This is a genomic window from Kribbella sp. NPDC049174 (assembly GCF_043197365.1).
GTDB lineage: Bacteria > Actinomycetota > Actinomycetes > Propionibacteriales > Kribbellaceae > Kribbella.
Window position 1 is genome coordinate 431133 of record NZ_JBICSZ010000006.1, and the last position, 21357, is coordinate 452489.

At 68.7% G+C, this 21357-nt stretch carries 22 protein-coding genes and 1 tRNA gene; 11 read left to right on the plus strand and 12 right to left on the minus strand.

Features of this window, described 5'->3' with window-relative positions; all coding sequences use genetic code 11:
• Positions 1–40: 40 nt before the first annotated feature.
• A complete protein-coding gene (locus tag ACGFIF_RS29395) occupies positions 41–739 on the plus strand; it encodes a hypothetical protein (protein WP_393158914.1) in 699 nt (232 codons plus the stop codon).
• A gap of 480 nt (positions 740–1219) precedes the next feature.
• A complete protein-coding gene (locus ACGFIF_RS29400) occupies positions 1220–2650 on the plus strand; it encodes an META domain-containing protein (RefSeq protein ID WP_393158915.1) in 1431 nt (476 codons plus the stop codon).
• Positions 2651–2778: 128 nt separating this feature from the next.
• On the opposite strand, the gene ACGFIF_RS29405 is transcribed toward ACGFIF_RS29400, so the two are convergent.
• From ACGFIF_RS29405 to nadC, 5 genes are all read right to left on the minus strand, one after another.
• On the minus strand, positions 2779–3456 hold the full coding sequence (locus ACGFIF_RS29405; protein ID WP_393158917.1) for an HAD family hydrolase: 678 nt from the start codon (positions 3454–3456) through the stop codon (positions 2779–2781).
• A 10-nt stretch (positions 3457–3466) separates the two neighbouring features.
• On the minus strand, positions 3467–3841 hold the full coding sequence (locus ACGFIF_RS29410; RefSeq protein ID WP_393158918.1) for an alpha-isopropylmalate synthase regulatory domain-containing protein: 375 nt from the start codon (positions 3839–3841) through the stop codon (positions 3467–3469).
• A 233-nt stretch (positions 3842–4074) separates the two neighbouring features.
• Positions 4075–5586: an L-aspartate oxidase gene (gene nadB / locus ACGFIF_RS29415; protein ID WP_393158920.1), complete on the minus strand. Its 1512-nt coding sequence runs from the start codon at positions 5584–5586 to the stop codon at positions 4075–4077.
• Positions 5583–6557, minus strand: coding sequence for a quinolinate synthase NadA (gene nadA / locus ACGFIF_RS29420; protein ID WP_393158922.1), 975 nt, complete (start codon positions 6555–6557; stop codon positions 5583–5585). The genes nadB and nadA overlap by 4 nt, the downstream gene beginning before the upstream one ends.
• A gap of 79 nt (positions 6558–6636) precedes the next feature.
• Positions 6637–7509 carry a carboxylating nicotinate-nucleotide diphosphorylase gene (nadC, locus tag ACGFIF_RS29425; RefSeq protein WP_393158923.1) on the minus strand — a complete coding sequence of 291 codons (873 nt, stop codon included), beginning with the start codon at positions 7507–7509 and terminating at the stop codon, positions 6637–6639.
• A gap of 70 nt (positions 7510–7579) precedes the next feature.
• Between nadC and ACGFIF_RS29430 the strand changes: the two genes are divergently transcribed.
• Complete coding sequence (locus tag ACGFIF_RS29430; RefSeq protein WP_393158925.1) at positions 7580–8284, plus strand: NUDIX domain-containing protein; 705 nt, start codon at positions 7580–7582, stop codon at positions 8282–8284.
• 312 nt (positions 8285–8596) lie between these two features.
• Complete coding sequence (hrpB, locus tag ACGFIF_RS29435; protein WP_393158927.1) at positions 8597–11149, plus strand: ATP-dependent helicase HrpB; 2553 nt, start codon at positions 8597–8599, stop codon at positions 11147–11149.
• Positions 11150–11567: 418 nt separating this feature from the next.
• Here the strand turns inward: hrpB and ACGFIF_RS29440 are convergent.
• Positions 11568–11656 (minus strand) — tRNA-Leu (locus ACGFIF_RS29440).
• Positions 11657–11844: 188 nt separating this feature from the next.
• Between ACGFIF_RS29440 and ACGFIF_RS29445 the strand changes: the two genes are divergently transcribed.
• Positions 11845–12648 carry a maleylpyruvate isomerase family mycothiol-dependent enzyme gene (locus ACGFIF_RS29445; RefSeq protein WP_393158928.1) on the plus strand — a complete coding sequence of 268 codons (804 nt, stop codon included), beginning with the start codon at positions 11845–11847 and terminating at the stop codon, positions 12646–12648.
• An 11-nt stretch (positions 12649–12659) separates the two neighbouring features.
• Positions 12660–13148, plus strand: coding sequence for a VOC family protein (locus ACGFIF_RS29450; protein WP_393158930.1), 489 nt, complete (start codon positions 12660–12662; stop codon positions 13146–13148).
• Here ACGFIF_RS29450 and ACGFIF_RS29455 read toward each other — a convergent pair.
• Both ACGFIF_RS29455 and ACGFIF_RS29460 read right to left on the minus strand, forming a co-directional pair.
• Positions 13135–13803 carry an endonuclease V gene (locus ACGFIF_RS29455; protein WP_393158932.1) on the minus strand — a complete coding sequence of 223 codons (669 nt, stop codon included), beginning with the start codon at positions 13801–13803 and terminating at the stop codon, positions 13135–13137. The two genes, ACGFIF_RS29450 and ACGFIF_RS29455, sit on opposite strands and share 14 nt — an antisense overlap.
• A 27-nt stretch (positions 13804–13830) precedes the next feature.
• Complete coding sequence (locus tag ACGFIF_RS29460) at positions 13831–14067, minus strand: hypothetical protein (RefSeq protein ID WP_393158934.1); 237 nt, start codon at positions 14065–14067, stop codon at positions 13831–13833.
• Between the two features lie 56 nt (positions 14068–14123).
• On the opposite strand from ACGFIF_RS29460, the gene ACGFIF_RS29465 reads away from it, so the two are divergent.
• Positions 14124–15455, plus strand: coding sequence for a M20/M25/M40 family metallo-hydrolase (locus ACGFIF_RS29465; RefSeq protein ID WP_393158935.1), 1332 nt, complete (start codon positions 14124–14126; stop codon positions 15453–15455).
• Positions 15456–15499: 44 nt separating this feature from the next.
• Here the strand turns inward: ACGFIF_RS29465 and ACGFIF_RS29470 are convergent, their stop codons facing one another.
• Positions 15500–15769: a DUF1876 domain-containing protein gene (locus ACGFIF_RS29470; protein WP_393158936.1), complete on the minus strand. Its 270-nt coding sequence runs from the start codon at positions 15767–15769 to the stop codon at positions 15500–15502.
• Between the two features lie 57 nt (positions 15770–15826).
• Complete coding sequence (locus tag ACGFIF_RS29475) at positions 15827–16687, minus strand: LysR family transcriptional regulator (RefSeq protein WP_393158937.1); 861 nt, start codon at positions 16685–16687, stop codon at positions 15827–15829.
• Between the two features lie 73 nt (positions 16688–16760).
• Here ACGFIF_RS29475 and ACGFIF_RS29480 point away from each other — a divergent pair, with 73 nt between their 5' ends.
• The 4 genes from ACGFIF_RS29480 to ACGFIF_RS29495 are packed head-to-tail and all read left to right on the plus strand — an operon-like array spanning position 16761 to position 20224.
• Complete coding sequence (locus tag ACGFIF_RS29480) at positions 16761–17981, plus strand: MFS transporter (protein ID WP_393158939.1); 1221 nt, start codon at positions 16761–16763, stop codon at positions 17979–17981.
• Entirely contained in the window at positions 17941–18681 is a 741-nt protein-coding gene (locus ACGFIF_RS29485) for an N-acetyltransferase (protein ID WP_393158941.1), read from the plus strand. The genes ACGFIF_RS29480 and ACGFIF_RS29485 overlap by 41 nt, the downstream gene beginning before the upstream one ends.
• Before the next feature lie 54 nt (positions 18682–18735).
• Positions 18736–19161 carry an ester cyclase gene (locus tag ACGFIF_RS29490; protein ID WP_393158942.1) on the plus strand — a complete coding sequence of 142 codons (426 nt, stop codon included), beginning with the start codon at positions 18736–18738 and terminating at the stop codon, positions 19159–19161.
• Positions 19162–19171: 10 nt separating this feature from the next.
• Positions 19172–20224 carry a LuxR C-terminal-related transcriptional regulator gene (locus ACGFIF_RS29495; RefSeq protein ID WP_393158944.1) on the plus strand — a complete coding sequence of 351 codons (1053 nt, stop codon included), beginning with the start codon at positions 19172–19174 and terminating at the stop codon, positions 20222–20224.
• On the opposite strand, the gene ACGFIF_RS29500 is transcribed toward ACGFIF_RS29495, so the two are convergent.
• Both ACGFIF_RS29500 and ACGFIF_RS29505 read right to left on the minus strand, forming a co-directional pair.
• The gene (locus ACGFIF_RS29500) at positions 20199–20384 is read right to left on the minus strand and encodes a DUF5703 family protein (RefSeq protein ID WP_393158946.1); all 186 of its coding nucleotides are present in this window, start codon (positions 20382–20384) and stop codon (positions 20199–20201) included. The genes ACGFIF_RS29495 and ACGFIF_RS29500 overlap by 26 nt on opposite strands.
• A gap of 19 nt (positions 20385–20403) precedes the next feature.
• Positions 20404–21345 (minus strand): aldo/keto reductase, encoded by a 942-nt coding sequence (locus tag ACGFIF_RS29505; protein ID WP_393158947.1) that lies wholly within the window; start codon positions 21343–21345, stop codon positions 20404–20406.
• Positions 21346–21357: the final 12 nt, after the last annotated feature.

Sequence of the window (21357 nt, forward strand, 5' to 3'; positions counted from 1 at the left end):
TCGGCACTGCGGGCCTCACTCGTGGGACAGTTGCCCAACGATGACGATCTTCACGTTTCACCTCGCGGAGCTCCGTCCGACGACGACGGTGGGGGCACTGTGGAAGGCGCCGACTGTGCCTTCCACGCCCGGGTTGCGGTACGCCGAGTGCCTGGCGCTGATGCGCCTCGGGGCACCGACCGTCTCGCCGGCCCGGATGCAGCTGCGTCGGATGGCGATGTTCGCGCGGTGGGAGGACGAGGCGGCGGTCGAGACGTTCCTGGCGGATCACCCCTTGGGCAGGGAGTTGGCTGCAGGCTGGCACGTGCGCATGCAGTTCCTGCGTCGCTGGTCGCGGCTTGCGGCGCTGCCCGACCTGCCGGCGAGGGCGGGCGAGTGCGACCCTGCCGAACCCGTTGTGGCGGTCACGCTGGCCCGGATGCGCCTCCTGGAGGTGCCGAGATTCCTCAAGTGGGGCAAGCCCGTGGAACGGCTGGTTCGTGACCATCCGGGGACCACGCTGGCGCTGGCCGCGATGCGCCCGCCGCGGACGATCTCTACATTCTCTGTCTGGCGGTCCGTGCGGCAGATGGAAGAGATGGTGCACGGCCACAGCAGCGTCCCGGAGCCCGACCGTCATGCTGCCGCAATGACCGAACGCCGGCGTAGGGATTTCCACCACGAGTTCGCCACCCTGCGGTTCCGGCCGCTGTCGGAGCACGGCTCGTGGCAGGGGCAGAGCGGGATCGTTCCCCGGTAGAGGCGCTGCTGCTCGTCGCCTCCAGGTCGGGGGCAGAGGATGTCGTCCGTGAGGTTCTCGAACGGCATGGTCAGGATCCACCCCGTCGAGAAACCCCGGCTTGCGATTGAGTGACGGACGGAGCCGACGATCGCTGTGCCTTCGCCCGCGCGATAGCAGTACATCCCGACCACGCCTCGCAGAGCCGGTCGCACCCCCGAGAGCAGACGCGGATGATCGGGCGGCGCCGGCGTGAGCCTTTCGGTGACGGCCACCTTGGCCTTTTGGCAGTTTCATTCGTGTCCGATGACAGCTCACCGACTCGGCCGCAGGCGATCGGTTCACCGCACCAGCCGTGATACAGAACCGCGTCACTCATTTTGCCCGCCGTTTCTGCTGGGCCGACCGATCTAGCGGGGCCCAGCATCACGGTATGTGCTCGGTGCCATCGACACCACTGAGACCGATTGCAGCAAGCTGCAGCGGGCTCATACTTGGGGAATGTCGGAGTTGGACCTGCCTGGGTTCGATCGCGCGCAGTTGCACGCGGTCGACGTGCTGCGAGGGGGCGGGGCTGTCGTCGTGACCAATCCCAGTCCGATGACGTATGGCGTGGTGGCCCGTGATGCCCGTGCGGTGAATCTCCTGAGGGGTCGCACCGTCGACCAGCCGGTCGGAATCTCGGTCCACTCGGCGGCCGCGCACGATCAGCTGTTCCGGTACCTCGACCTCCGGACCGACACCCTCGCCACGGTCGACTTCGCGCTCGCCGAGCGAATCTCCGTACTGGCGCCGATCCGGTCGGACCCGACGATGCCCGAGTGGCTGGCGCCGGCCATCAAGGACGGCTGGGTGCTGTTCTTCGACGGATCCTGGGGTCCACTGGTGCTGCTGTGGGAGAGCTTTCCCTTCCTGTACGGAAGTAGCGCCAACCGAACCAGCGAAGCTCCGGCCGCCTCCGCCACCGAAGCCCGTGCGCAGTTTCCGACCGACACTGTGATCATCGACGCCGACCACCTCCGTACGCCGGCCGCGGCATACGGAGCCAGCACGGTGATCCGCGTCGACCCGGACGGTCGGCTGACCCTGCATCGATCGGGCATCCAGGACCAAGTGGCGGGTGGACCCGACGTACTCCTGGACCGACTGCGCGAGTTCAGATCCGCGATCGCGGTTCTGGACGGATCGACCAGTACGCCGCTGGGCAAGGCGTACCTGTCCACCGCAGTCACTGAGGATGGCGAACCCAAGCAGCTGGTGCCGAAGACGCGTATCCGGCTCGAGTTCGCGCGAGTGCCCAACAAGAACCAGGACGGCCCGCGGGTGTACGACGTCGTGCGAGCGCACGTCGGTTGCAACAGCATGGGCACAGCCGCCGCAGCCGGCGAACTGCTGGCCGACGGGAGCCTGTGGATCGACGGAATCGGCGGCACCCAGGTCGGCTGCCAACCGCCGCTTCGGGACCAGGAGGAATGGTTGAAGACGTTCCTGACGAGCCAACCCAGCTGGCAGGTGAATGGCGACGAGCTCACCCTCACCTCAGGCGGCACGACGATCACGCTGCTGGACCGGAAGATTGCCGAACCCGAGTTCCCGCTCGACGGGATCAGGTGGGAGGTCGTCACCACCATCACCAACGCCGATCTGCGCCAGTACCACCATCACGCCGAGCAGGCGTGGATCAGCTTCGACGGCGGGCGCCTGACCGGCTGGAGCGGATGCAATGAACTCTCCGGCGCGGTCACCCGCAACAACACAGAACTGAACTTCAGCGAGGTCGCCATCACAGACCGCGCCTGCACTGCCGAAACCGCCGCGATGCAGGCCGCAATCCTGGCCACCCTCGGTCCTGCGGTCACCTACACCATCGACTACAACCAGCTGACTCTTCTGACCCCGTCCGGCATCGGCATCGACTTGACAGCGGGGTAGAGCGGCTGCCCGTTAGCTCTTGCTGGCGAAGGATTTGGTTGAGGCGTGGTGCGCAAGCGTTGTCATCATCGCCTGGGCCGCAGACATGACAATCGGGGGTTACCGGAGACTGCCACCGTGATGGATCCTCAGGCCTGAGGGACCAGTGATGCGACGAGTGCCTGGGTGAGGTCGTCAAGGGATGCGACGACAGTGCTTGCCAGGGCGAGGGCGTCTGGCTGGGGTGGGTAGGTCGGATTGGGGATGGCGATGACGCGGACTCCTGCTGCGGATGCGGAGCGGAGGCCGTTGCTGGAGTCTTCGATCGCGACGACTCGGGACGCGTCGGCTGCCAGCCGTCGTACGACGTCGTTGTAGACCGCTGGTGAGGGTTTGCCTGCCGTGACTTCCTCGGTGGAGACCGTGACCTGGAAGCGGCTGGCCAGGTCGGCGGAGTCGAGCACGGTCGCGATCAGCTGCCGGGGTGACGATGACGCCAGGCCCAACGGCCAGTGGTTCGCGAGCCGCTCCACGGCCTCGATGGCTCCGGGTAAGAGCGGCAGGTTCTTGCGGTAGCGGGCGACCATGGCGTCGATGACCATAGCGGCCACGTCCTCTGGCCGGCCGGGTACGCCGATGACATCGATCAGGTATGCGGACCATTCCGGCGTACTCATGCCCTGCAGAGCCCGGGTCGCGTCCGTAGGCCAGGCTCGACCGGCGTCTGCGACGACAGCTCGCCGTATCTCGTCCCAGAGCGGCTCGGAGTCGACCAGGACGCCGTCCAGGTCGAAGACCACGGCTTGTACTTCGTTGGCTGTGGCCACCTTGCTGGACTCAGCCTCGTGCCGGCAGCTGTGCGTTGTACTGGTTGATGGCCGCGACGAGGGCAAGCCCGGCGGCCGCGACGACATCGGTGGACGACGCCCGGACCGTAACCCTACGGCGCGGCAGCTCCACTTCGAGCTCGACTTCTCCGACAGCCTCGCTGCCCGGGCCGACTGAGTAGGCCCGGAACGCGACTACCCGCGCCTCCACGCCCGTCGCCTGCGAGATCGAATGGCGCACCGCGTCGATGAGCCCGGTGCCAGAACCCTCGGCGTGAACCTGTTCCCCAGCGTGGGACAGCTTCACGTTGGCGCTCGGTCCGTCCTGCGTGCCCCCGGAGTACGTGATGGCGTCGAGCTGCCAGGCGTTGGACGGCTCCGTCATACGATCCCCCCTTTGATGTCCAGCAAAGCCGGGGCCGGTACCTTCCTCGAAAGGTCATTGCGCCCGGCGCCCTCAGGCGGAGCCTAACCGTTTCGACCTCCGTGCGGGACCGCAAAGAAGCGCTGGACCCGGTCAAGCTGGCGAGACCTGCGGTATTACACCTCTCGCCGGCGCAGGTCGTTGGCTCGCCTATGCCCGGGGCACCGGCCTTGATCTCGCGGGCCGGTGCCCCGTCACTGCATGGCTGCGTGGAGAAGTTGCCGGGTGGTCGGGCGGCCATCTTTGTCGAGGCGTACCACGATGTGCTCGTCCCAGCGCTCGTCGGAGTGGGGATGGTCGGAGCGCCAATGGCAGCCGCGGCTGTCCTGTCGTGCTGTCGCTGCCACGATGACAGATCGCGCCACCGTCGCGAGCGGTCCGGTGCCTACGGTCTCGAGCTCGTCAGCGGCAGCGTTCAGGCCTGCGCCGTCGCGACGGATACCGGCGTACCTGGTCAGGATCGCGCGAATCCGCTCCGGTTCGCGATCCTCGCCCAGCGCGAGCTCGTGTGAACGACCGTGGTGCGTTGCGGGGAGATCGAGGGTCAGTGCCGTTGCCACACGCCGCCCGAAGACCAGTCCCTCCAGCAGGCTGTTGGAGGCGAGCCTATTGGCCCCGTGTACTCCGGTTGCGGCGACCTCGCCGACGGCGTACAGGCCTGGTACATCGGTTGCGCCGTCGCGGTCGGTTCGAACGCCGCCGCACAGGAAGTGTTCGGCCGGTGCGACCGGGATCTGCTCGGACAGCAGGTCGACCCCGATGCGTGCGCAGGAGGCCAGTACAGTCGGGAATCGCTGTCGGAGTACGTCGGGCGCGACGCATGTCGCGTCCAGCCAGACGTGGTCGGACCCGTCGCGGCGCATCGTCGCCTCGATCGCTTGTGCGACGACGTCCCGTGGGGCCAGATCGGCTCGCGGGTGCCGTCCGGCCATGATCCTACGGCCATGGACGTCGCGCAGTACGGCGCCTTCACCGCGGACGGCCTCGGTGACCAGGGGCAACTGACCGTTCGTCTCACCGGTGTAGAGCGCGGTCGGGTGGAACTGGACGAACTCCATGTCCACCAGCGACGCGCCGGCCCGCAGCGCCAGGGCGACGCCGTCACCGCGCACTGTCGGCGGATTGGTGCTCGCCAGGTAGGCGTTGCCGATACCGCCGGTGGCCAGTACGACGGCACGCGCCTCGATTCGCCTGAGCTGAGTCCCCTTCTCGACGAGCACGCCTACGATGCTTCCGGAGTCCGACTGGAGCAGGCCGACGGTTCGTCCGGTCATCGTCTGAACGCTGGTTCGATGCAGGGCGCTGCGGAGCGCGCGATGAACCTCCGCGCCGGTGGCGTCACCGCCGGCGTGCACGACCCGGGGACGACTGTGGCCGCCCTCCAGGGTTCTCGACAGCGATCCGTCGTCGTCACGGTCGAAGCGAGCCCCTTGAGCGATGAGTTCGGCAAGTCGCTGCGGTCCTTCCTCGACCAGCGCCCGAACGTTGCGGGGATCGCAGAAGCCCGCGCCCGCGACATCGGTGTCGCGCCAGTGGTCGAGCGGATCGTCCTCGCCGTACGCGGCCGAGACGCCGCCCTGTGCCCAGGGCGTGCTGCCGTCGCCGGCGCTGAGCAGGAGCACATCGCGGGTCGCGGCGAGACCGAGCGCGGTTGACAGGCCCGCCACGCCGGCGCCGATGACGATCACGTCGACGGTGCGCGTCATCGAGCACCTGCAGGTTTGCCGATGGCAACCATCCGCTCGACCGAGCGCCGGGCTCGGTCGACGATCTCGGGCGGTAGCTGGATCTCGTCGCGTCCCTCCCGCAGACACCGCACCAGCAGGTCCGGGGTGATCATCTTCATGAATCGGCACGAGGCCTTCGGGTTCACCGGCAGAAAAGTCGTCTGCTGGTTGACCTTGCGCAGCTGATGGAGCATGCCGATCTCCGTCGCGACCAGAGCGGTCTTCGCGGTCAGGTCGCGAGCGGCGTCCAGCATGCCGGCGGTGGAGAGGATGTGGGTCCGATGGGCCGGCAGATCACCCACGCCGGCGAGCCAGATCGCGGACGACGCGCAGCCGCACTCGGGATGGACGAGGACCTCGGCCGTGGGATCGGCCGCGACCTGGGCGCGCAGGTCGGCCGCGCTGATGCCGGCATGCACATGACACTCGCCCATCCACACCTCGATGTTGTCCCGGCCGGTCTGCCGCCGGACATGCGCTCCGAGGAACTGGTCGGGCAGGAACAGGATCGGCTGGTCCGCCGGAATCGAGTTCACCACCTCCACCGCGTTGGAGGAGGTGCAGCAGACATCGGCCTCGGCCTTCACCGCCGCGCTGGTGTTGACATAGGCAACAACAGCGGCGCCGGGGTGCTCGGCCTTCCAGGCCCGCAACTGGTCGGCGTCGATGGTGTCCGCCAGCGAACAGCCGGCCCGGGCGGTGGGGATCAGCACGGTCTTGTCCGGGCTGAGAAGCTTGGCGGTCTCCGCCATGAAGTGCACGCCGCAGAAGACGATCGTGGACGCGTCGGTACTGGCCGCGATGCGCGACAACGCTAGGGAGTCGCCGACGTGGTCGGCGACGTCCTGGATCGCCGGTTCCTGGTAGTTGTGGGCGAGTACGACCGCGTCCCGCTCCTGGGCGAGGCGGCGTACCTCTTCCTGCCAGCTGATTGCTGTCCCAACGGTCACAACAAGTCCTTCTCTCGGGAGATTTTCGCTTGATAGGCGATAACTGGGGGTGACGACGCCGCCGGCGCCGTGCGGGCGCTCAGTTGAGTTCGTGGTCGCGAGTGACCAGCAGGCTGATGTCGAGTGCGGCAGGGGAGTGGGTGAGGGCGCCGACCGAGACGGCATCGACACCGGAGGCGGCGACGTCGGCGACGGTGTCCAAGGTGATCGTGCCGGAGGCCTCGAGTTGGGATGTCGACCCGGAGGTGTTGCGCCGCTCGACTACCACGGCCATCTCCTCGGCGGACATGTTGTCCAGCAGGATCCACTCGACCTGGCAGTCCAGCGCTTCGCAGGCTTCCTCCGCAGTGGTGACTTCGACCTCGATCGCCATACCTCTGCCTTCCGCCGTCATGCCGTCTCGGACCCGGCGAACGGCCGCCAGGACGCCGCCGGCCGCGGCAAGATGGTTCTCCTTGAGCAACACCATGGCGGCCAGGTCGAGCCTGTGGTTCGTTCCACCGCCGCAACTCACGGCGTACTTGTCCATGGCCCGGAGACCGGGCGCGGTCTTGCGGGTGTCGAGCAGCCGGACCGGGCGCGCTCCGATCGCAGCTACGAAGGCCGACGTCAGGGTTGCGATGCCCGACATCCGCTGGACGAAGTTCAGCGCCACCCGTTCGCCGGTGATGATCGAGTGCGCCGCACCGCTGATCCAGGCCAGCGGCTGTCCCGGGAGAACCGGATCGCCATCGGCAACAGCCGGCCGCACCGTGACGGTGGGATCGATGGCGGCGTACACGCCTTGTAGGACCGGCAGACCGGCCACGCGACCCGCCTGCTTGGCGACCACCGTCGCCTCGACCTGTAGTTCAGCCGGGACGCTCCATCGCGTGGTGACGTCATCCACCGCCTGGTCCTCGGCCAATGCGGCCGTCACCGCGGTCCGGACCGTCTCCGTCGTCAGTTGCATAGCGGTCTCCGACCTTTCGTGAGGTTTTCGCTTCAGAGGCGATAACTAGCTGCACGCTACCATCGGCGTCGTGCCCGCAGCCAAGAAAGGTGATCCGGTTAACTTCCCCAGCTACCCGCACGAGGTGCTGTCGGTGGTCCTGTCGGTCCGGGACGGCAGGTTGTGCGTCCTGCTGTGGAAGCGCGCACGGAACCCGTACCGCGGTCGCTGGGCGCTGCCCGGCGGCGGGGTCGAGCCCACGCAGCGGCTCCGGGAGGCCATCACCGGGCACCTCGCGACGAAGGTCGACGTCCGCGACGTCGCACACCTGGAACAGTTGGCCACCCACAGTGCGATCGATCGTGATCCGCGGGCCCGCGTGCTGGCAACGGGCTATCTCGGCCTGGTTCCGTCCGACGTACGGCCGGAGCTTCCGTCCGACACGCTCTGGCACCCGGTTGACGACCTGCCGCGGACCGCGTTCGACCATCACTACTTCATCGATGCCGCGGTCGGGCGGCTGCGCGCGAAACTGTCGTACACGAACATCGGGTTCGCGCTGGCTCCCTTGGAGTTCACCATTGCCGAGCTGCGTGATCTGTTCCGCGCCGCACTGGGCTATGACCTCGGCGCCACCAATCTCACCCGCGTCCTGACGCGGCGGCACGTGATCGACCCGACCGAGCGGCGAGCCAGCCCCGGCCAGAGCGGCGGCCGTCCAGCGACCGTCTACACGTTCGTGGCCCGCGAGCTGACCGTCACGGACCCGTTCGCAGTACTCCGCCCACCACGCTGACCAGCTGCGGTCACTCGTCGGCGATTGGATGCGACGAGCGAGTCGCCCAGCGGCGTTCGCCAGTACAGGACCTCTCGGCCCGACCGCCGGCGCAGTACAACTTCTGCGCCGAGCCGTTGTCCCGGTCGCGGCCGAGGTCGCGCAGTACCGACCCCCAGCCGTGCCATGCGAGCTGGTCGGTCCGCGCCGCGATGTCCGCGCGGAGCAGTCGTTCCCGCCTGGTCCAGTCGGTGTCCAGAGAATGGGTTGTTCATGGGGCTGTGGACCGGGTTGTCGAGGGGTTCTGCGGTGGTGGTCGGCTAGCGTCGGGGCGTGTTGCTGCCTGAATTGTCGGTGCCGGGGGCGGATCTGCCTGTCCGGGCCGTTCTGCCTGCCACGGTCGATGCGGTGCGTTCGCGCGGTACTGCGGTGTTGGTTGCGCCGCCTGGATCGGGGAAGACCTCGCTGTTGCCGCTTGCGCTGGGCGACGCGCTCGGGGGCACGATCATCGTCGCCGAGCCGCGAAGGATGGCAACCCGCGCGGCTGCGACCCGGCTGGCGATGCTGGTCGGCGAACCGCTCGGGCAGCGGATCGGCTACGCGATGCGCGGTGAACGCAGCGGCGGCAAAGGACTCCGTGTCGAGGTGGTGACGACAGGGCTCCTTGTACGGCGTCTGCAGCAGAACCCGGAGCTGCCGGGGGTCGCCGCGATTGTGATCGACGAGTGCCACGAGCGGCACCTTGATGCCGATCTACTGCTCGCGCTCTGCATCGACATCCGGGCGAATCTTCGGGAAGACCTGGCGATCGTGGCGACCTCGGCCACGGCCGACACCATCAGACTGAGTCGTGCGTTGGGCTCGGACGTTCCGGCGCCGGTGATCACCGCGTCTGCGGCGCTGTTCGATGTGGGGATCGAGTGGGCCCCACCGCCGGTCCCCGTGCCGCTGCTTCCCGGTGGGCGGGTCGATCCGCGCCTGCTGGATCACATCGCGGTCGTCGTCCAGCGTGCGCTGACCGAGAACGACGGCGACATCCTCGTGTTCGTCCCGGGGGAGGCCGAGATCAACGGTGTGACTCGCCGGTTGGCCGGTCAGAATGTGCTGCCGTTGTTCGGTCGCCAATCAAGGGCTGAACAGGACCGCGCGTTGGCTTCGGCCGCCACTCGTCGGATCGTGGTCACGACGTCGGTCGCGGAGAGTTCGCTGACTGTGCCCGGGGTCAGGGTTGTGGTCGACTCGGGTCTTGCCCGGGAGCCGCGGACCGATCAATCCCGTGGCCTCGGTGCGTTGGTCACCTGCCGGGTTTCGAGATCGTCGGCCGACCAGCGGGCGGGTCGTGCCGGGCGGGAGGCGCCCGGCCGGGTCTATCGGTGCTGGTCTGCCACCGACCACTCGCATCTCGACGATCATGCGGCGCCGGAGATCGCGATCGCCGATCTGGCAGGCTTCGCCCTCGACCTCGCGGCGTGGGGTGCGCCTGCTGGTGACGGTCTGACCTTGCTCGAGGCGCCGCCAGTGGTGGCGATGACCGCGGCCACCGAATTGCTGCGCCGCCTCGATGCCCTTGACGACGGCGGCCGGATCACCGAGCGGGGACGGCGGATGGCGGCGATCGGGGCGCATCCTCGGTTGGCTCGTGCATTGCTGGACGGAACGCCGCGGGTCGGCGCCGACCGGGCCCGCGAGGTCGTCGCGATGCTCTCGGACGACTCCGGCCGTGACTTCGGCGATGATTTACCGGCTCGCTGGCGAGCCCTCCGCCGCGGCGAGGACCACGGAGCCACGGCCCGCTGGCGAGAAGAAGCAAAGCGCCTCGGCCAAGGCATGACGACCGGCGACCCGTTGGATGGAGATGGAGTGCGGCCTGCGGTTGGTGCGCCGGCTGGTCGGGGGACGCGCGGAGTACCGGATGATCTTGCGGTGGGGGTCGTGGTGGGGCTGGCGTATCCCGATCGGATTGCGCGGGTCCGGGGGGTCGACTCGGCGACGTACCAGATGTCTGGTGGTACGGGTGCTGCTCTGGATCCGCAATCGCCGTTGCGGACCACGACCTGGCTGGCGATCGCGGTTGCTGACCGGGCACCCGGTCGCGCCGACGCCAGGATCCGTTCCGCGGCGCCGATCGATGAGCAGACCGCACGAGACATCGCAGGCGACCTCGTCTCGACCACCGACCAGATCCGCTGGGACGACGGCCGGATCGTGACGCGGCGCGTCGAGGCACTTGGCGCGATCGTGCTCAACGACGTCCCGCTGGCAAAGCCCGACCGGCTGCTCGTCCAAGCGGCTGTCCGCGACGGTATCCGGCGCAGCGGCCTGTCCGTACTGCGCTGGTCGGAGGCCGCACTCGCCTTGCGAGAGCGGCTCGCGTTCTGCCACGCCCACCTCGGAGCCCCTTGGCCTGCGGTCGACGACGAGGCACTCCTGGCCGATCTCGACGAATGGCTGGATACCGAGCTCGCCTCGGTGCGAGGCTCGCGCGATCTTGCCCACATCGACGTGGCTTCGGCGCTCCGGCGCCTCCTGCCATGGCCCGCAGCAACCCGGTTCGGCGAACTCGCACCGGAACGGCTCCGGGTCCCATCGGGCTCCGAGGTGCGACTCGCGTACGACGGCGTCGAGCCACCGGTCCTCGCAGTGAAGCTGCAGGAAGTATTCGGCTGGACGGCCACTCCTTCCGTCGCCGAGGGTCGGGTCCCAGTCGTTCTGCACCTACTGTCGCCGGCACGGCGCCCGGTCGCGATCACGAGCGACCTCGCCTCTTTCTGGAAGCAGGGCTATCCCCAGGTCCGAGCCGACCTGCGAGCCCGCTACCCCCGCCATCCGTGGCCGGAAGATCCACTCACTGCCATCCCGACCAAGCGACTAAAACCTCGCCAGTGACCGACCTGCCCTGGCAGCGTGAATGTACTGTCCGCGCCGCTCCGGGACTCGCCAAAAGGCAGCGCGATGCCGCAACTGAGCCGACGGCCAAGAACTCCGAGATGCCAGCTCCCGGACACCGATGCGATGATGCGGGCGGGCGCTTGGTCGGTTGCGTGCCGAGAGCGAGCTCGGGTGCGTGGACGAGAACGTGTCCTAGGGGTACACGCACCTTGACCGCACGAGCCCCCTGACTCATCCCAGTCACGCTCGCCGAGCGTCGGTCGGGGCGGCGCCAGCCGCAGGGGTCGGCGGTAGCCGACGAGATGCGTACCGGGCGGCAGCCCGGGGGTGGGTGGGAGCACGCGTAGCAGTCGCGCTGAGGAGCGGAGCGACGAAGGTAGCGGCCGCGGGAGCGAGCGTGGGCTCTTCAAGAAGATGGTGTCCGAGGGGGGACTTGAACCCCCACGCCCCGTAAAGGGCACTAGCACCTCAAGCTAGCGCGTCTGCCTATTCCGCCACCCGGACGAGTGGTCTGGTCGCCGTAGCGACGCTGACCGGAGAACAGTAGCAAAGACCATGGGTGGAATTCACATCGGGACCCGGGGCGCGGCCGGCGGGGTGAGGTGGTGGGGGGCGGACGGGGTTCGACGGGCTGACTTGGGGGGCCGGCGGGCGTAGTTTGAAATTCAAGTGGTGGCTGGGAGGAGGCCGGGATGAACGGGTGGAACGCGATGTCGTTCGAGGGTAAGGACACCATCCTGGGGGTGGTCCGGCGGGAGGCGGGGGAGTTCTTCGAGCTGGTGGACAGTGACGAGGTGTGGGAGGCGCCGACCGGGGCCGGGCACTGGCAGGTGCGGGACGTGGTGGCGCATATCGCAGACACGACCGAGGCGTACTTCGTTGCATTCGACGCGGCCCGGTCGCACACCGAGGTGCCGGCCGCGTACGGGCTGCCGGGGATGGCTGAGCGGGTGGACAAGCAGGCCCTGGCGCTGCGTGACGTGCCGAGAACCGAGCTGGTGGAGCGGCTGCGGGGCGACTTCGACAAGATGATGGAGATCTTCGACGCGCTGGGTCCGGAGGACTGGACCGGGCTGAACGTGCCGCACTTCTACATGGGCCCGTTGCCGTCGTTCTTCTTCCCGGCCTTCCAGTTGATGGACTACGGCGTCCACTCCTGGGACGTCCGGCAGGGGACCGGCCGGGCGCACGGGCTGACCGGTGAGGCGGCCGATCTGCTCGTCCCGTTCATGTTCGTGCTGTGGCAGTACACGACCAAGGTGAAGGAGCCCTGCGATCTCGGGATCCGGATCACCAGCGGCCCGAACGCCGGCGACACGCGGGTGCGGGTCGGTCCGGACGGGATGAGCTACGAGCCGGGCGATCCCGGCGACACTGTGATCGAGTTCGATCCCGGCAGCTTCGTGCTGACCGCGTTCGGGCGCAGCAACTCCGGCACGATCCGCGGCGAACGCGCCGTCGCGGACCGCTACCTGAACCTGTTCTTCCGTATCTGAGGGGACCCCGCATGACCGATATCGACCTGACCGCGATCGAAGCCGAGCGGGACCGGATCAGAACGACGTACCTCAAGGATGGCACGCCGTCCTCCGCGCGAGGGCTGCACCATGTCGCGGTGCTGTGCGCGGACGTCGAGCGGACCGTCAGGTTCTACCAGGGCGTGCTCGAGTTCCCACTCACCGAGATCGTCGGGAACCGCGACTACGAGGGCTCGAACCACTTCTTCTTCGACATCGGCAACGGCAACCTGCTGGCCTTCTTCGACTTCCCCGGCCTCGATCTCGGTCCGTACGCCGAGGTGCTCGGCGGACTGCATCACCTGGCGATCTCGGTCGAGCCGGAGAAGTGGGCGCGGCTGAGGAAGAACCTGGACGAGGCCGGTGTGGAGTACCTGGAGGAGAGCGGTACGTCGATCTACTTCCGCGACCCCGACGGCACCAGGGTGGAGCTGATCGCGGACCCGCTGGGGGAGATGTACGGACTCAAGGTCCTCTGAGCAGCCGCGCGGCCCGGCGGGCCCGCCGCAACGGCTCGGGGGTACGACGTCCGGCGAGGGACCGGGATACGACGACGACCGCTGTGGTCAGGTCGGTCCGCCAACCGGGGTGCACGACCAGCGGCCGCGTGCCGCGCCGGGTGCGCAGCCACGTCGCGACCTGGTCGGGGCCGATGAACAGCGGCGACATCGCGCCCGGCACGTCGGCCGGCCAGTCGCCGGCGGCGGTCAGCGGGCGGTGAGTCACGCCAACCGTCGGCAGACCCAGTACGGCGCCGAGGTGCAAGGCCAGCCCGCCACGGCGCGGATGATCACGCCCGGTCCCGTCCAGCAGGAGTACGTCGGGGTGCGGTGCGAGGCGCCGTACGACATCCTCCAGCAGCGGACCGAGACGGAGAGCCAGCAGACCGGGGGCGTACGACGCCGAGGCGTGACCGGGAACGAGGCACCGGCCGACGACCCGGCCTTGATCCATGACGACTGCGGCGCCCCAAGCCCGATCGCCCGCTGACCCGGTGCCGGACAGCCCGCGGGGAAAGCAGACCCACGCTCCACCGACCAGGCAGTTGTCTGCCGGGATCCACGGTGGGGGTGTCGCCTGAGCGAGTGCGTGCTGGGCCGAGACCAGCTCAGACTCAGTGGCCGGCCACGTCACGGCAGCTTCCCCGGACGGGAGCAGGCATCAGCCCGGTGCCGACCCGTCCGCCGAGCCGGCGGGGTGCTCGACCAGCGCGATCACTCGAGCCGAGATGAACCGGGCGGTGCGCACCGGGGTGCCCGACCGGGTGACCTCGACGACCTCGGTCAGGTTCCGGGTGGTGTTGATCTCGACCCGGCGACCGGCCTTGGTCGCGGTGATCTCGTACGTCGACACGCCACTGCCGGTATCGACGACGATCTCCACCCGGTCGCCCTTCACACTTTCCTGATACCCGGCTGCTCCGATGTCATTCGGCCGTGGGGCAGGATGGGGTCATGACTACTCCGACGCCTGGCGACCGTCCGTCGTACACCCCCGACGCTGAGGTGGTGGAGCTCTGCAGTGAGCTGATCCGGATCGACACCACGAACTACGGCAACGGCAAGAGCAACGGTGAGCGGGTGGCCGCGGAGTACGTCGCGGCCAAGCTGGACGAGGTCGGGATCGAGTCCACCATCTACGAGTCGGAGCCGGGCCGGGCGACCCTGGTCGCGCACTGGGAGGGCGAGGACCAGTCGGCCGACCCGCTGCTGGTGCACGGCCACCTGGATGTCGTACCGGCCGATCCGAAGGACTGGAAGGTGGACCCGTTCGCCGGGGAGATCTTCGACGGGTGCGTGTGGGGCCGCGGCGCGGTCGACATGAAGGACTTCGACGCGATGGTGCTGTCGGTGGTCCGGGCTCGGCAGCGGGCCGGGGTGAAGCCGCGCCGGCCGGTCCGGCTGGCGTTCACCGCGGACGAAGAGGCGGGCGGTGTGTACGGCGCCCAGTGGCTGGTCAACAACCACCCGGACACCGTTGCCGACTGCACCGAGGGGATCGGCGAGGTCGGCGGGTTCTCGGTCACGGTGAAGGACGACCTGCGGCTGTACCTGATCGAGACCGCCGAGAAGGGTATGAGCTGGATGCGGCTCAAGGCCCGGGGTACGGCGGGACACGGGTCGATGATCAACAACGACAACGCGGTCACCAACCTGGTCGAGGCGGTGACCCGGATCGGCGGGCACGAGTGGCCGCTGCGGCTCACCCCGACGGTCCGGGAGTTCCTGAAGACGCTGGAGGACGTGCTCGAGGTCGAGCTGGATCCGGAGGACATGACCGCGACGCTGTCGAAGCTGGGCAGCTTCAGCCGGATGTTCGGCGCCACGATCCGGAACACGGCCAACCCGACGATGCTGAACGCCGGCTACAAGGTGAACGTGATCCCGGGGGACGCCGAGGCGCATATCGACGGCCGGTTCCTGCCCGGGTACGAGGACGAGTTCTTCGCCACCATCGACGAGTTGATCGGCGACAAGGTACGGCGTGAGGCCGTGGTCGAGGACATCGCGCTGGAGACCGAGTTCAGCGGCGGTCTTGTCGAGGCGATGAAGGCGTGCCTGGCGGCCGAGGACCCGCAGAGCCGGACCGCGCCGCTGCTCATGTCGGGTGGTACGGACGCCAAGTCGTGGAGCAAACTCGGGATTCGCTGCTTCGGGTTCGTGCCGCTGCAGCTGCCGCCGGATCTGGACTTCATGGGCATGTTCCACGGCATCGACGAGCGGGTCCCGACGAGCGCGCTGGAGTTCGGCTCGCGGGTCCTGGACCGCTTCTTCGACGAGGCCTGACCAGACGAGGCCTGATCAGACGGGGCCTGATCAGACGGGGCGGATCAGCTGCGGAGGCGGGACGGCCGGTGGGTGATCTCCTCGATGTCCTGAGCCGCGGCGAGGACCAGTCGGTGAGCCAGCTCTGAGAGGGCTCGCGCGGCGGCGAGTTCGTCGCCGATCTGCGGCACCTCGACGTCGTTCGGGTGCCGGTACGCCGTACCGCGGCCGGCCAACTGTTCTCCCTCGGTCCGCAGCCGGGCCTCCGCATGCGTGGTCCGCTCGTCCTCGAGCTCGTCGATCGTGATGTCGACTGTCCACTGGCGCACCGTCATCACACTCACCCCATCTGGTTGCACCTCTACGTCGAGCGTCGTACCGGAAGCCCCGACTCACAAGAGGTTGAGGGTGGTGCGGAGGTTGGGGAGGTACTGGATGAGTGGTTTGGGTGGAGTTGGGGTGGTGACGAGGGAGAGCGTGAGGCGGTAGCGGAAGGGGGCGGGGGTGAGGCGTTCGCCGGGTCGGAGCTCGGTGGCGAGGGCGCTGCGGGGGACGAGGGCGAGTTGGGTACGGCGGCGTGCCATGGCGACCGTGGTGCTGAGCGTCACGCCGCGGCGGGGGACACCGCCCAGGGCGACCAGGCGGGCGTGGATCTCCTCGGCGCCGCGGTCGTAGGTGGAGAACGCGATCGGGCGGTCCTTCAACGGCTGTTTGCCGCGGCCGGGTGGGGTCGCGCCGGGTGGGACGAACAGGACGAGTTCGTCGCGGCCGACCCGGCGGGTGACGGTGCCGCGGGGCAGTGTCATCTGGTCGGCGATGGCGATGAACGCGGCGTCCATCGAGCCCTCCGCGATCCGTTCGACCAGGAAGTGGCCGTGGTCGACCTGCTGCTGGATGTCGAGATCGGGCAGGTCCGCGTCGAGGACCGGGAACAGGATCGGCGCCAGGCTGGAGAACGTGCCGATCACGAGCCGCGGACCGGCGGCGGCCTCGCGGGTGGCGGCGTACACCTCCTCGAGGTGGCCGAGGATGTGGTCGGCGCGGCGGCCGAGCTCGGCGCCGGCCGGGGTGGGGCGGGCGCCGCGGGTGTCGCGTTCGAAGAGTTTCGTGCCGCACATGCGCTCGAGCCGGGCCAGTCGCTGTGACGCCGACGGTTGGGAGATGCGCAGTTCACGGGCCGCGGTGCCGACCGCTCCCGTCCGGGCGATCGCCTGCACCAGCCGCAGGTCATCGACCGATGGTAATGAGGCCATAGGGCCAGCCTATGGCAACCACCAAGCATCGGCCGGCTACCCGGACTGTTCGACAACTCCAAGAATCAAAGGCATGAGAGCTCGGAGCGAAGCCCTCGCACTGCTGGTAGGCGGCGGTGTGGCGGACCTGGCGCTCCGGTTCACGCAGGTCGCGTTGCCGCTGGTGATCCTCCACGAGACGGGCTCTGTCGCTGCTACCGGGCTGGTCGGCGGTGCGTCCGGCGTACCGGTGCTGCTGTCACCGTGGTGGGCGCGCAAGGCCCGGCAGTGGGTGGACTCGGGTCCACGTCTCGCAGTGGTTGCTGCGCTTCAAGCGCTGGCCCTGGCGACTGTGCCGGCCGCAGCCGCGCTAGGACTCCTCACACCCGGGTTGCTGGTCGTCAGCGGACTACTGCTCGGGTGCGGCGAGGCTCTGTCCACACCGGGCCGGTCTGCGCTGCTGGCCGACACCGTAGACCGGTGGGGTGAGGGCAAGGCCGTCGTACTGCTCACGTGGCAGGACGGACTCCGCAGGATCGGCATGTTGGTTGGACCGGCCATGGGAGCCTTTGCGGTCTCGACTGGGCTCACGAACGGGCTGCTGTGGGTGGAGGCGGTCGCTGTCGTGGCTGCAGGGCTCCTGGCTTGCAGTGTGCAGGCAGAGCGCGCTCCTGAAGGCACGGCGACGCCCTCGATCCGTGCCAGCCTCAGAAGCCGTCCCGACGTGCTTTACGGCTGGATAGTGCGTGGCACGGGCTGCGTGACCTGGTTCGCGTTCACGCTCGGTTTGTCGGTGATCGGTGCGCAGCGCGGTGAGCCCGGGATCTACCTTGCTGCCGGCATGACTGGGTACGGCGTGGGGTCCGTCATCGGAACGGCGATCTCGCTGGCCGTCGTACGTCGTGTGCCACCAGTACCCCTGGCCGCGATGGCCTGGGCCTTCATGGGCTTGTGCTGGACCGCCATGGGGTTGTGGTCGCACCCGGCGTTCATTGCCCTGATGGGCGCACTTGCGGGCACGACCGTCGTACTCGGGATCGCCGCGATCTCTGTCCTGATCACGCGATCGTCAGCCAGCGCCGAGCGGCGAGCGCTGCTGTCCGGGCAGACCGTGGTCGTCAACGCGGGGAGTTCGGCCGGGCTGCTGGCCGGTGGACCGATCATCGCGGCGGCCGGAGCCGAGAACGCTCTGGTCGGAGCCGGGCTGCTCACGACGTTCGTAGCGCTGGTAATCCTGGTGAAAGCGAGAGCGTCGCAGTGCGACACTGCGGACCATGTCCGAGATCGTGATCACCACACTGGCCGAGCGGCCTGAGGTCACCGGCTGGCTGGGTGACTTCTGGAACGTCTGGCCGCAGTTCATGTTGCAGGACCTGGTCGCCGACGCGCTGATCGGCCAGGTGGCGCCGGAGTTCGCGGACCAGTGCCTGATCGCGACCGAGGACGACGAACTGGTCGCCCACTCGCGCAGCATCCCGTTCGCGTTTCCGCTCGAGGACCGGACCGAGCTGCCGTCGCGCGGTTGGGACCAGGTGCTGCAGTGGGGTTTCGAGGACCTCCGCCACGAGCGGGAGACGAACGTGTCCAGCGCGCTGGAGATCGTCGTCAAGCCGACGCACCTCGGCCGCGGACTGTCCTACCGGATGCTGGCGGCGATGCGCGACGCCGTGAAGGCGAAGGGCCACACCACCCTCTACGCCCCGGTCCGGCCGAACGGGAAGACCGACGCCCGGATGCCGATGAACCAGTACGTCGAACAGGTCCGCGCGGATGGACTGCCGATCGACCCGTGGTTGCGCGTCCACGTGAAGGCCGGCGGCAAGATCGTGAAGGTCGCCTCGACCTCGATGCTGATCGCGGGCTCCCTGGCGGAGTGGCGCTCCTGGACCGGCCTCCCGTTCGACCGCACCGGCGAGGTCATCGTCCCCAAGGCCCTGGTCCCCGTCCTCGCCGACGTCGAGCACGACCGCGCGATCTACGCCGAGCCCAACGTCTGGATCCAGCACGACCTCTGAAACCCCAACTAGTTGGGGTGCCCACGGCGATCAGACCTCCGGACCATCGGGGGTATGAGTACGACGGAGAGCAACAAGACGGTTGTCCGCGATCTGATCGACGGATTGTTCACCAAAGGGGACCTCGGGGCGGTCGACACCTACCTCGCCGAGGACTTCATCAACCACGACCCGCCGTTCGGCGTCACGCCGGATCGGGACGGGATGCGGATGGCCGGGGCGATGATGCGGGAGGCGTTCCCGGACTGGCACAGCGAGGTGCACGAGTTGGTTGCCGAGGGCGACATCGTGGTCGAGCGGTTCACGGCCAGCGGGACCCAGCGCGGTGAAGTGATGGGGGTCGCGCCGACCGGCCGGACCGTCAGCCTGCCCGGCATCAACATCTTCCGGCTGCGTGACGGACTGGTGGTGGAACGCTGGGGCAGGCTCGACGAGCTGGGGTTCCTCCGGCAGCTAGGCGTCGTACGGGAACAGCCGTAGCATCGCGATCATGGGGGCGGCGGATCGCCTGGAAGTGCTGATCCAGCGGTGCTACGCGGGGCTGGACGCCGATCAACTGCGGTCCGAGACGCTGACCCGGTTGAAGAAGCTGATGACGGTCGACGCGGCGTTCGTCGCGACGGTGGATCCGGCCACCATCCTGTTCACCTCCGCGAGTGCGGACGATCCGCTCGGTGACGTGACCGAGCAGTTCCTTCACAACGAGTTCGCCGAGGACGACGTGAACAAGTTCGCCGCCCTGGCCGCCGCACCCGACCCGGTGAACTCGCTCGGCCACGCGACGAAGGGGGAGTGGCCGAGCAGCACCCGGTACGTCGAGGTGATGCGGCCACTCGGGCTCGGCGACGAACTCCGGGCCGCGCTGATCTCGAACGGCGGCTGCTGGGGTGTCATCTGCCTGCACCGGGAAGACGCCGCGACCGGCTTCTCGGAGCAGGAGCTTCAGCTGGTACGACGGCTTGGACCGCATCTCGCGGAAGGGCTGCGACGGGGTCTGCTCGGCGGCTCGATCAGCGATGGCGACGTCGGTCCGGGGGTAGTGGTTCTCGATTCGAAGCACACCGTGGTGTCGGTCAGCGCGGAGGCCGAGCACTGGATGACCGAGCTGGAGCCGGAACGGAGGACGGAGTTGCCGGTGGCGGTGCGGGCTGCGGCGGTGCGGCAGCATCACGCGCACGAACTGCCGGGAGCGCCGGTGCTGAAGGTCCGGACCGGGAGGGGGCGATGGCTGGCGCTGCATGCGTCAACGCTGAGGGGACCGGGGGACGACGCCGGCGAGCGTCAGATCGCGGTGGTGATCGAGCCGGCGACGGCGGCGCAGCTCGGGTCGTTCCTGCTCGACCTGCACGGACTGACCCCAGCTCAGCAGCGCGTCACCGAGCTCCTGCTGAAGGGCTACTCGACCCGGCAGATCGTCGACCGGTTGTGTCTGTCCCCGCACACGGTGCAGGAACACGTCCGGGCCGCCTACGACAAGGTGGGCGTCGGCAGTCGCCGTGAACTGGTGACGGCCTTGCTCACAGGGTCCGCATCACCCGGATGATCCGGCGCCGGAGCCAGACCCTGCGCGACCCGTCCGGGTAGCGTCGAAGCCGGGCCAGTTCCCAGCCGCCGTACTCGGCGTGCTCGGTCAGCAACCGGCGGACGGCGCCGCGCGACTCCGTCCTGGACACCTCGAACTGTTGCAGTTCGTATTCGGCCATCCGCACCTCCAGTACTGCTTTACGACACATCCTCCAGCGCTGCGACGATCGCGGGTGGGAGCGTGAGCTCCTCCACACCCAGGACCGACTTGAGCTGCATCGCCGTCCGGGCCCCGACGATCGCCGCCGACACCCCCGGCCGGTCCCGCACCCAGGTGAGCGCCACCTCGAGCGGTGTCCAGCCGAGCCCGTCGGCGGCTCGTGCGACTGCCTCCACGATGCCCGAACCGCGGCCGTCGAGGTAGGGGTCGACGAATCTGGACAGATGCTGAGATGCCGCCCGGGAGTCCGCCGGAATACCGGTGCGGTACTTCCCAGTCAACACACCGCGGCCAAGCGGCGACCAGGCCAGCACCCCGATCCCGAGCCCGCCGGCCGCCCGGATCGCGTCCGCCTCGGCGTCCCGGGCGAGCAGCGAATACTCCACCTGGTTCGACACCGGGACCGCGCGACCGGGCCACGCCTGCTGCCAGGTGACAGCCCGGGCCGACTTCCAGCCCGCGTAGTTCGAGACCCCGACGTACCGCACCTTGCCCGAGTTGACCGCGTGGTCGAGCGCCGACAGCGTCTCCTCCAGCGGTACGTCGTCCGACCAGGTGTGCAGCTGCCACAGGTCGATGTAGTCGACGTTCAGCCGGCGCAGCGAGCCCTCCAGGTCGCGCAGCAGGGCGCCGCGGGAGGTGTCGGTGATCCGCTCGCCCCGGCGGACGCTGAAGCCGGCCTTGGTCGCGATCACCAGATCGTCGCGCTCCACCACGTCACCGAGCAGCGAGCCGATCAGTCGCTCGCTGTCACCGTCGCCGTACGCCGCTGCCGTGTCGATCAGTGTCCCGCCGGCCGCCACGAACGCGGCGAGCTGCTCGCGCGCCTCGTGCTCGTCGGTGTCACGCCCCCAGGACATGGTGCCGAGGCCGAGACGGCTCACCGCCAGTCCACTGTGACCGAGATAGCGCTGCTGCATGAGCCGAGCCTA

Excerpts from the sequence above, each read along its gene's own strand:
- ACGFIF_RS29395 (WP_393158914.1), top strand. The coding sequence starts at position 41 with ATGACGATCTTCACGTTTCACCTCGCGGAGCTCCGTCCGACGACGACG.
- ACGFIF_RS29400 (WP_393158915.1), top strand. The coding sequence starts at position 1,220 with ATGTCGGAGTTGGACCTGCCTGGGTTCGATCGCGCGCAGTTGCACGCG.
- ACGFIF_RS29410 (WP_393158918.1), bottom strand. The coding sequence starts at position 3,841 with ATGACGGAGCCGTCCAACGCCTGGCAGCTCGACGCCATCACGTACTCC.
- nadB (WP_393158920.1), bottom strand. The coding sequence starts at position 5,586 with ATGACGCGCACCGTCGACGTGATCGTCATCGGCGCCGGCGTGGCGGGC.
- nadC (WP_393158923.1), bottom strand. The coding sequence starts at position 7,509 with ATGCAACTGACGACGGAGACGGTCCGGACCGCGGTGACGGCCGCATTG.
- ACGFIF_RS29445 (WP_393158928.1), top strand. The coding sequence starts at position 11,845 with ATGAACGGGTGGAACGCGATGTCGTTCGAGGGTAAGGACACCATCCTG.
- ACGFIF_RS29450 (WP_393158930.1), top strand. The coding sequence starts at position 12,660 with ATGACCGATATCGACCTGACCGCGATCGAAGCCGAGCGGGACCGGATC.
- ACGFIF_RS29465 (WP_393158935.1), top strand. The coding sequence starts at position 14,124 with ATGACTACTCCGACGCCTGGCGACCGTCCGTCGTACACCCCCGACGCT.
- ACGFIF_RS29470 (WP_393158936.1), bottom strand. The coding sequence starts at position 15,769 with ATGACGGTGCGCCAGTGGACAGTCGACATCACGATCGACGAGCTCGAG.
- ACGFIF_RS29475 (WP_393158937.1), bottom strand. The coding sequence starts at position 16,687 with ATGGCCTCATTACCATCGGTCGATGACCTGCGGCTGGTGCAGGCGATC.
- ACGFIF_RS29480 (WP_393158939.1), top strand. The coding sequence starts at position 16,761 with ATGAGAGCTCGGAGCGAAGCCCTCGCACTGCTGGTAGGCGGCGGTGTG.
- ACGFIF_RS29485 (WP_393158941.1), top strand. The coding sequence starts at position 17,941 with ATGTCCGAGATCGTGATCACCACACTGGCCGAGCGGCCTGAGGTCACC.
- ACGFIF_RS29490 (WP_393158942.1), top strand. The coding sequence starts at position 18,736 with ATGAGTACGACGGAGAGCAACAAGACGGTTGTCCGCGATCTGATCGAC.
- ACGFIF_RS29495 (WP_393158944.1), top strand. The coding sequence starts at position 19,172 with ATGGGGGCGGCGGATCGCCTGGAAGTGCTGATCCAGCGGTGCTACGCG.
- ACGFIF_RS29500 (WP_393158946.1), bottom strand. The coding sequence starts at position 20,384 with ATGGCCGAATACGAACTGCAACAGTTCGAGGTGTCCAGGACGGAGTCG.
- ACGFIF_RS29505 (WP_393158947.1), bottom strand. The coding sequence starts at position 21,345 with ATGCAGCAGCGCTATCTCGGTCACAGTGGACTGGCGGTGAGCCGTCTC.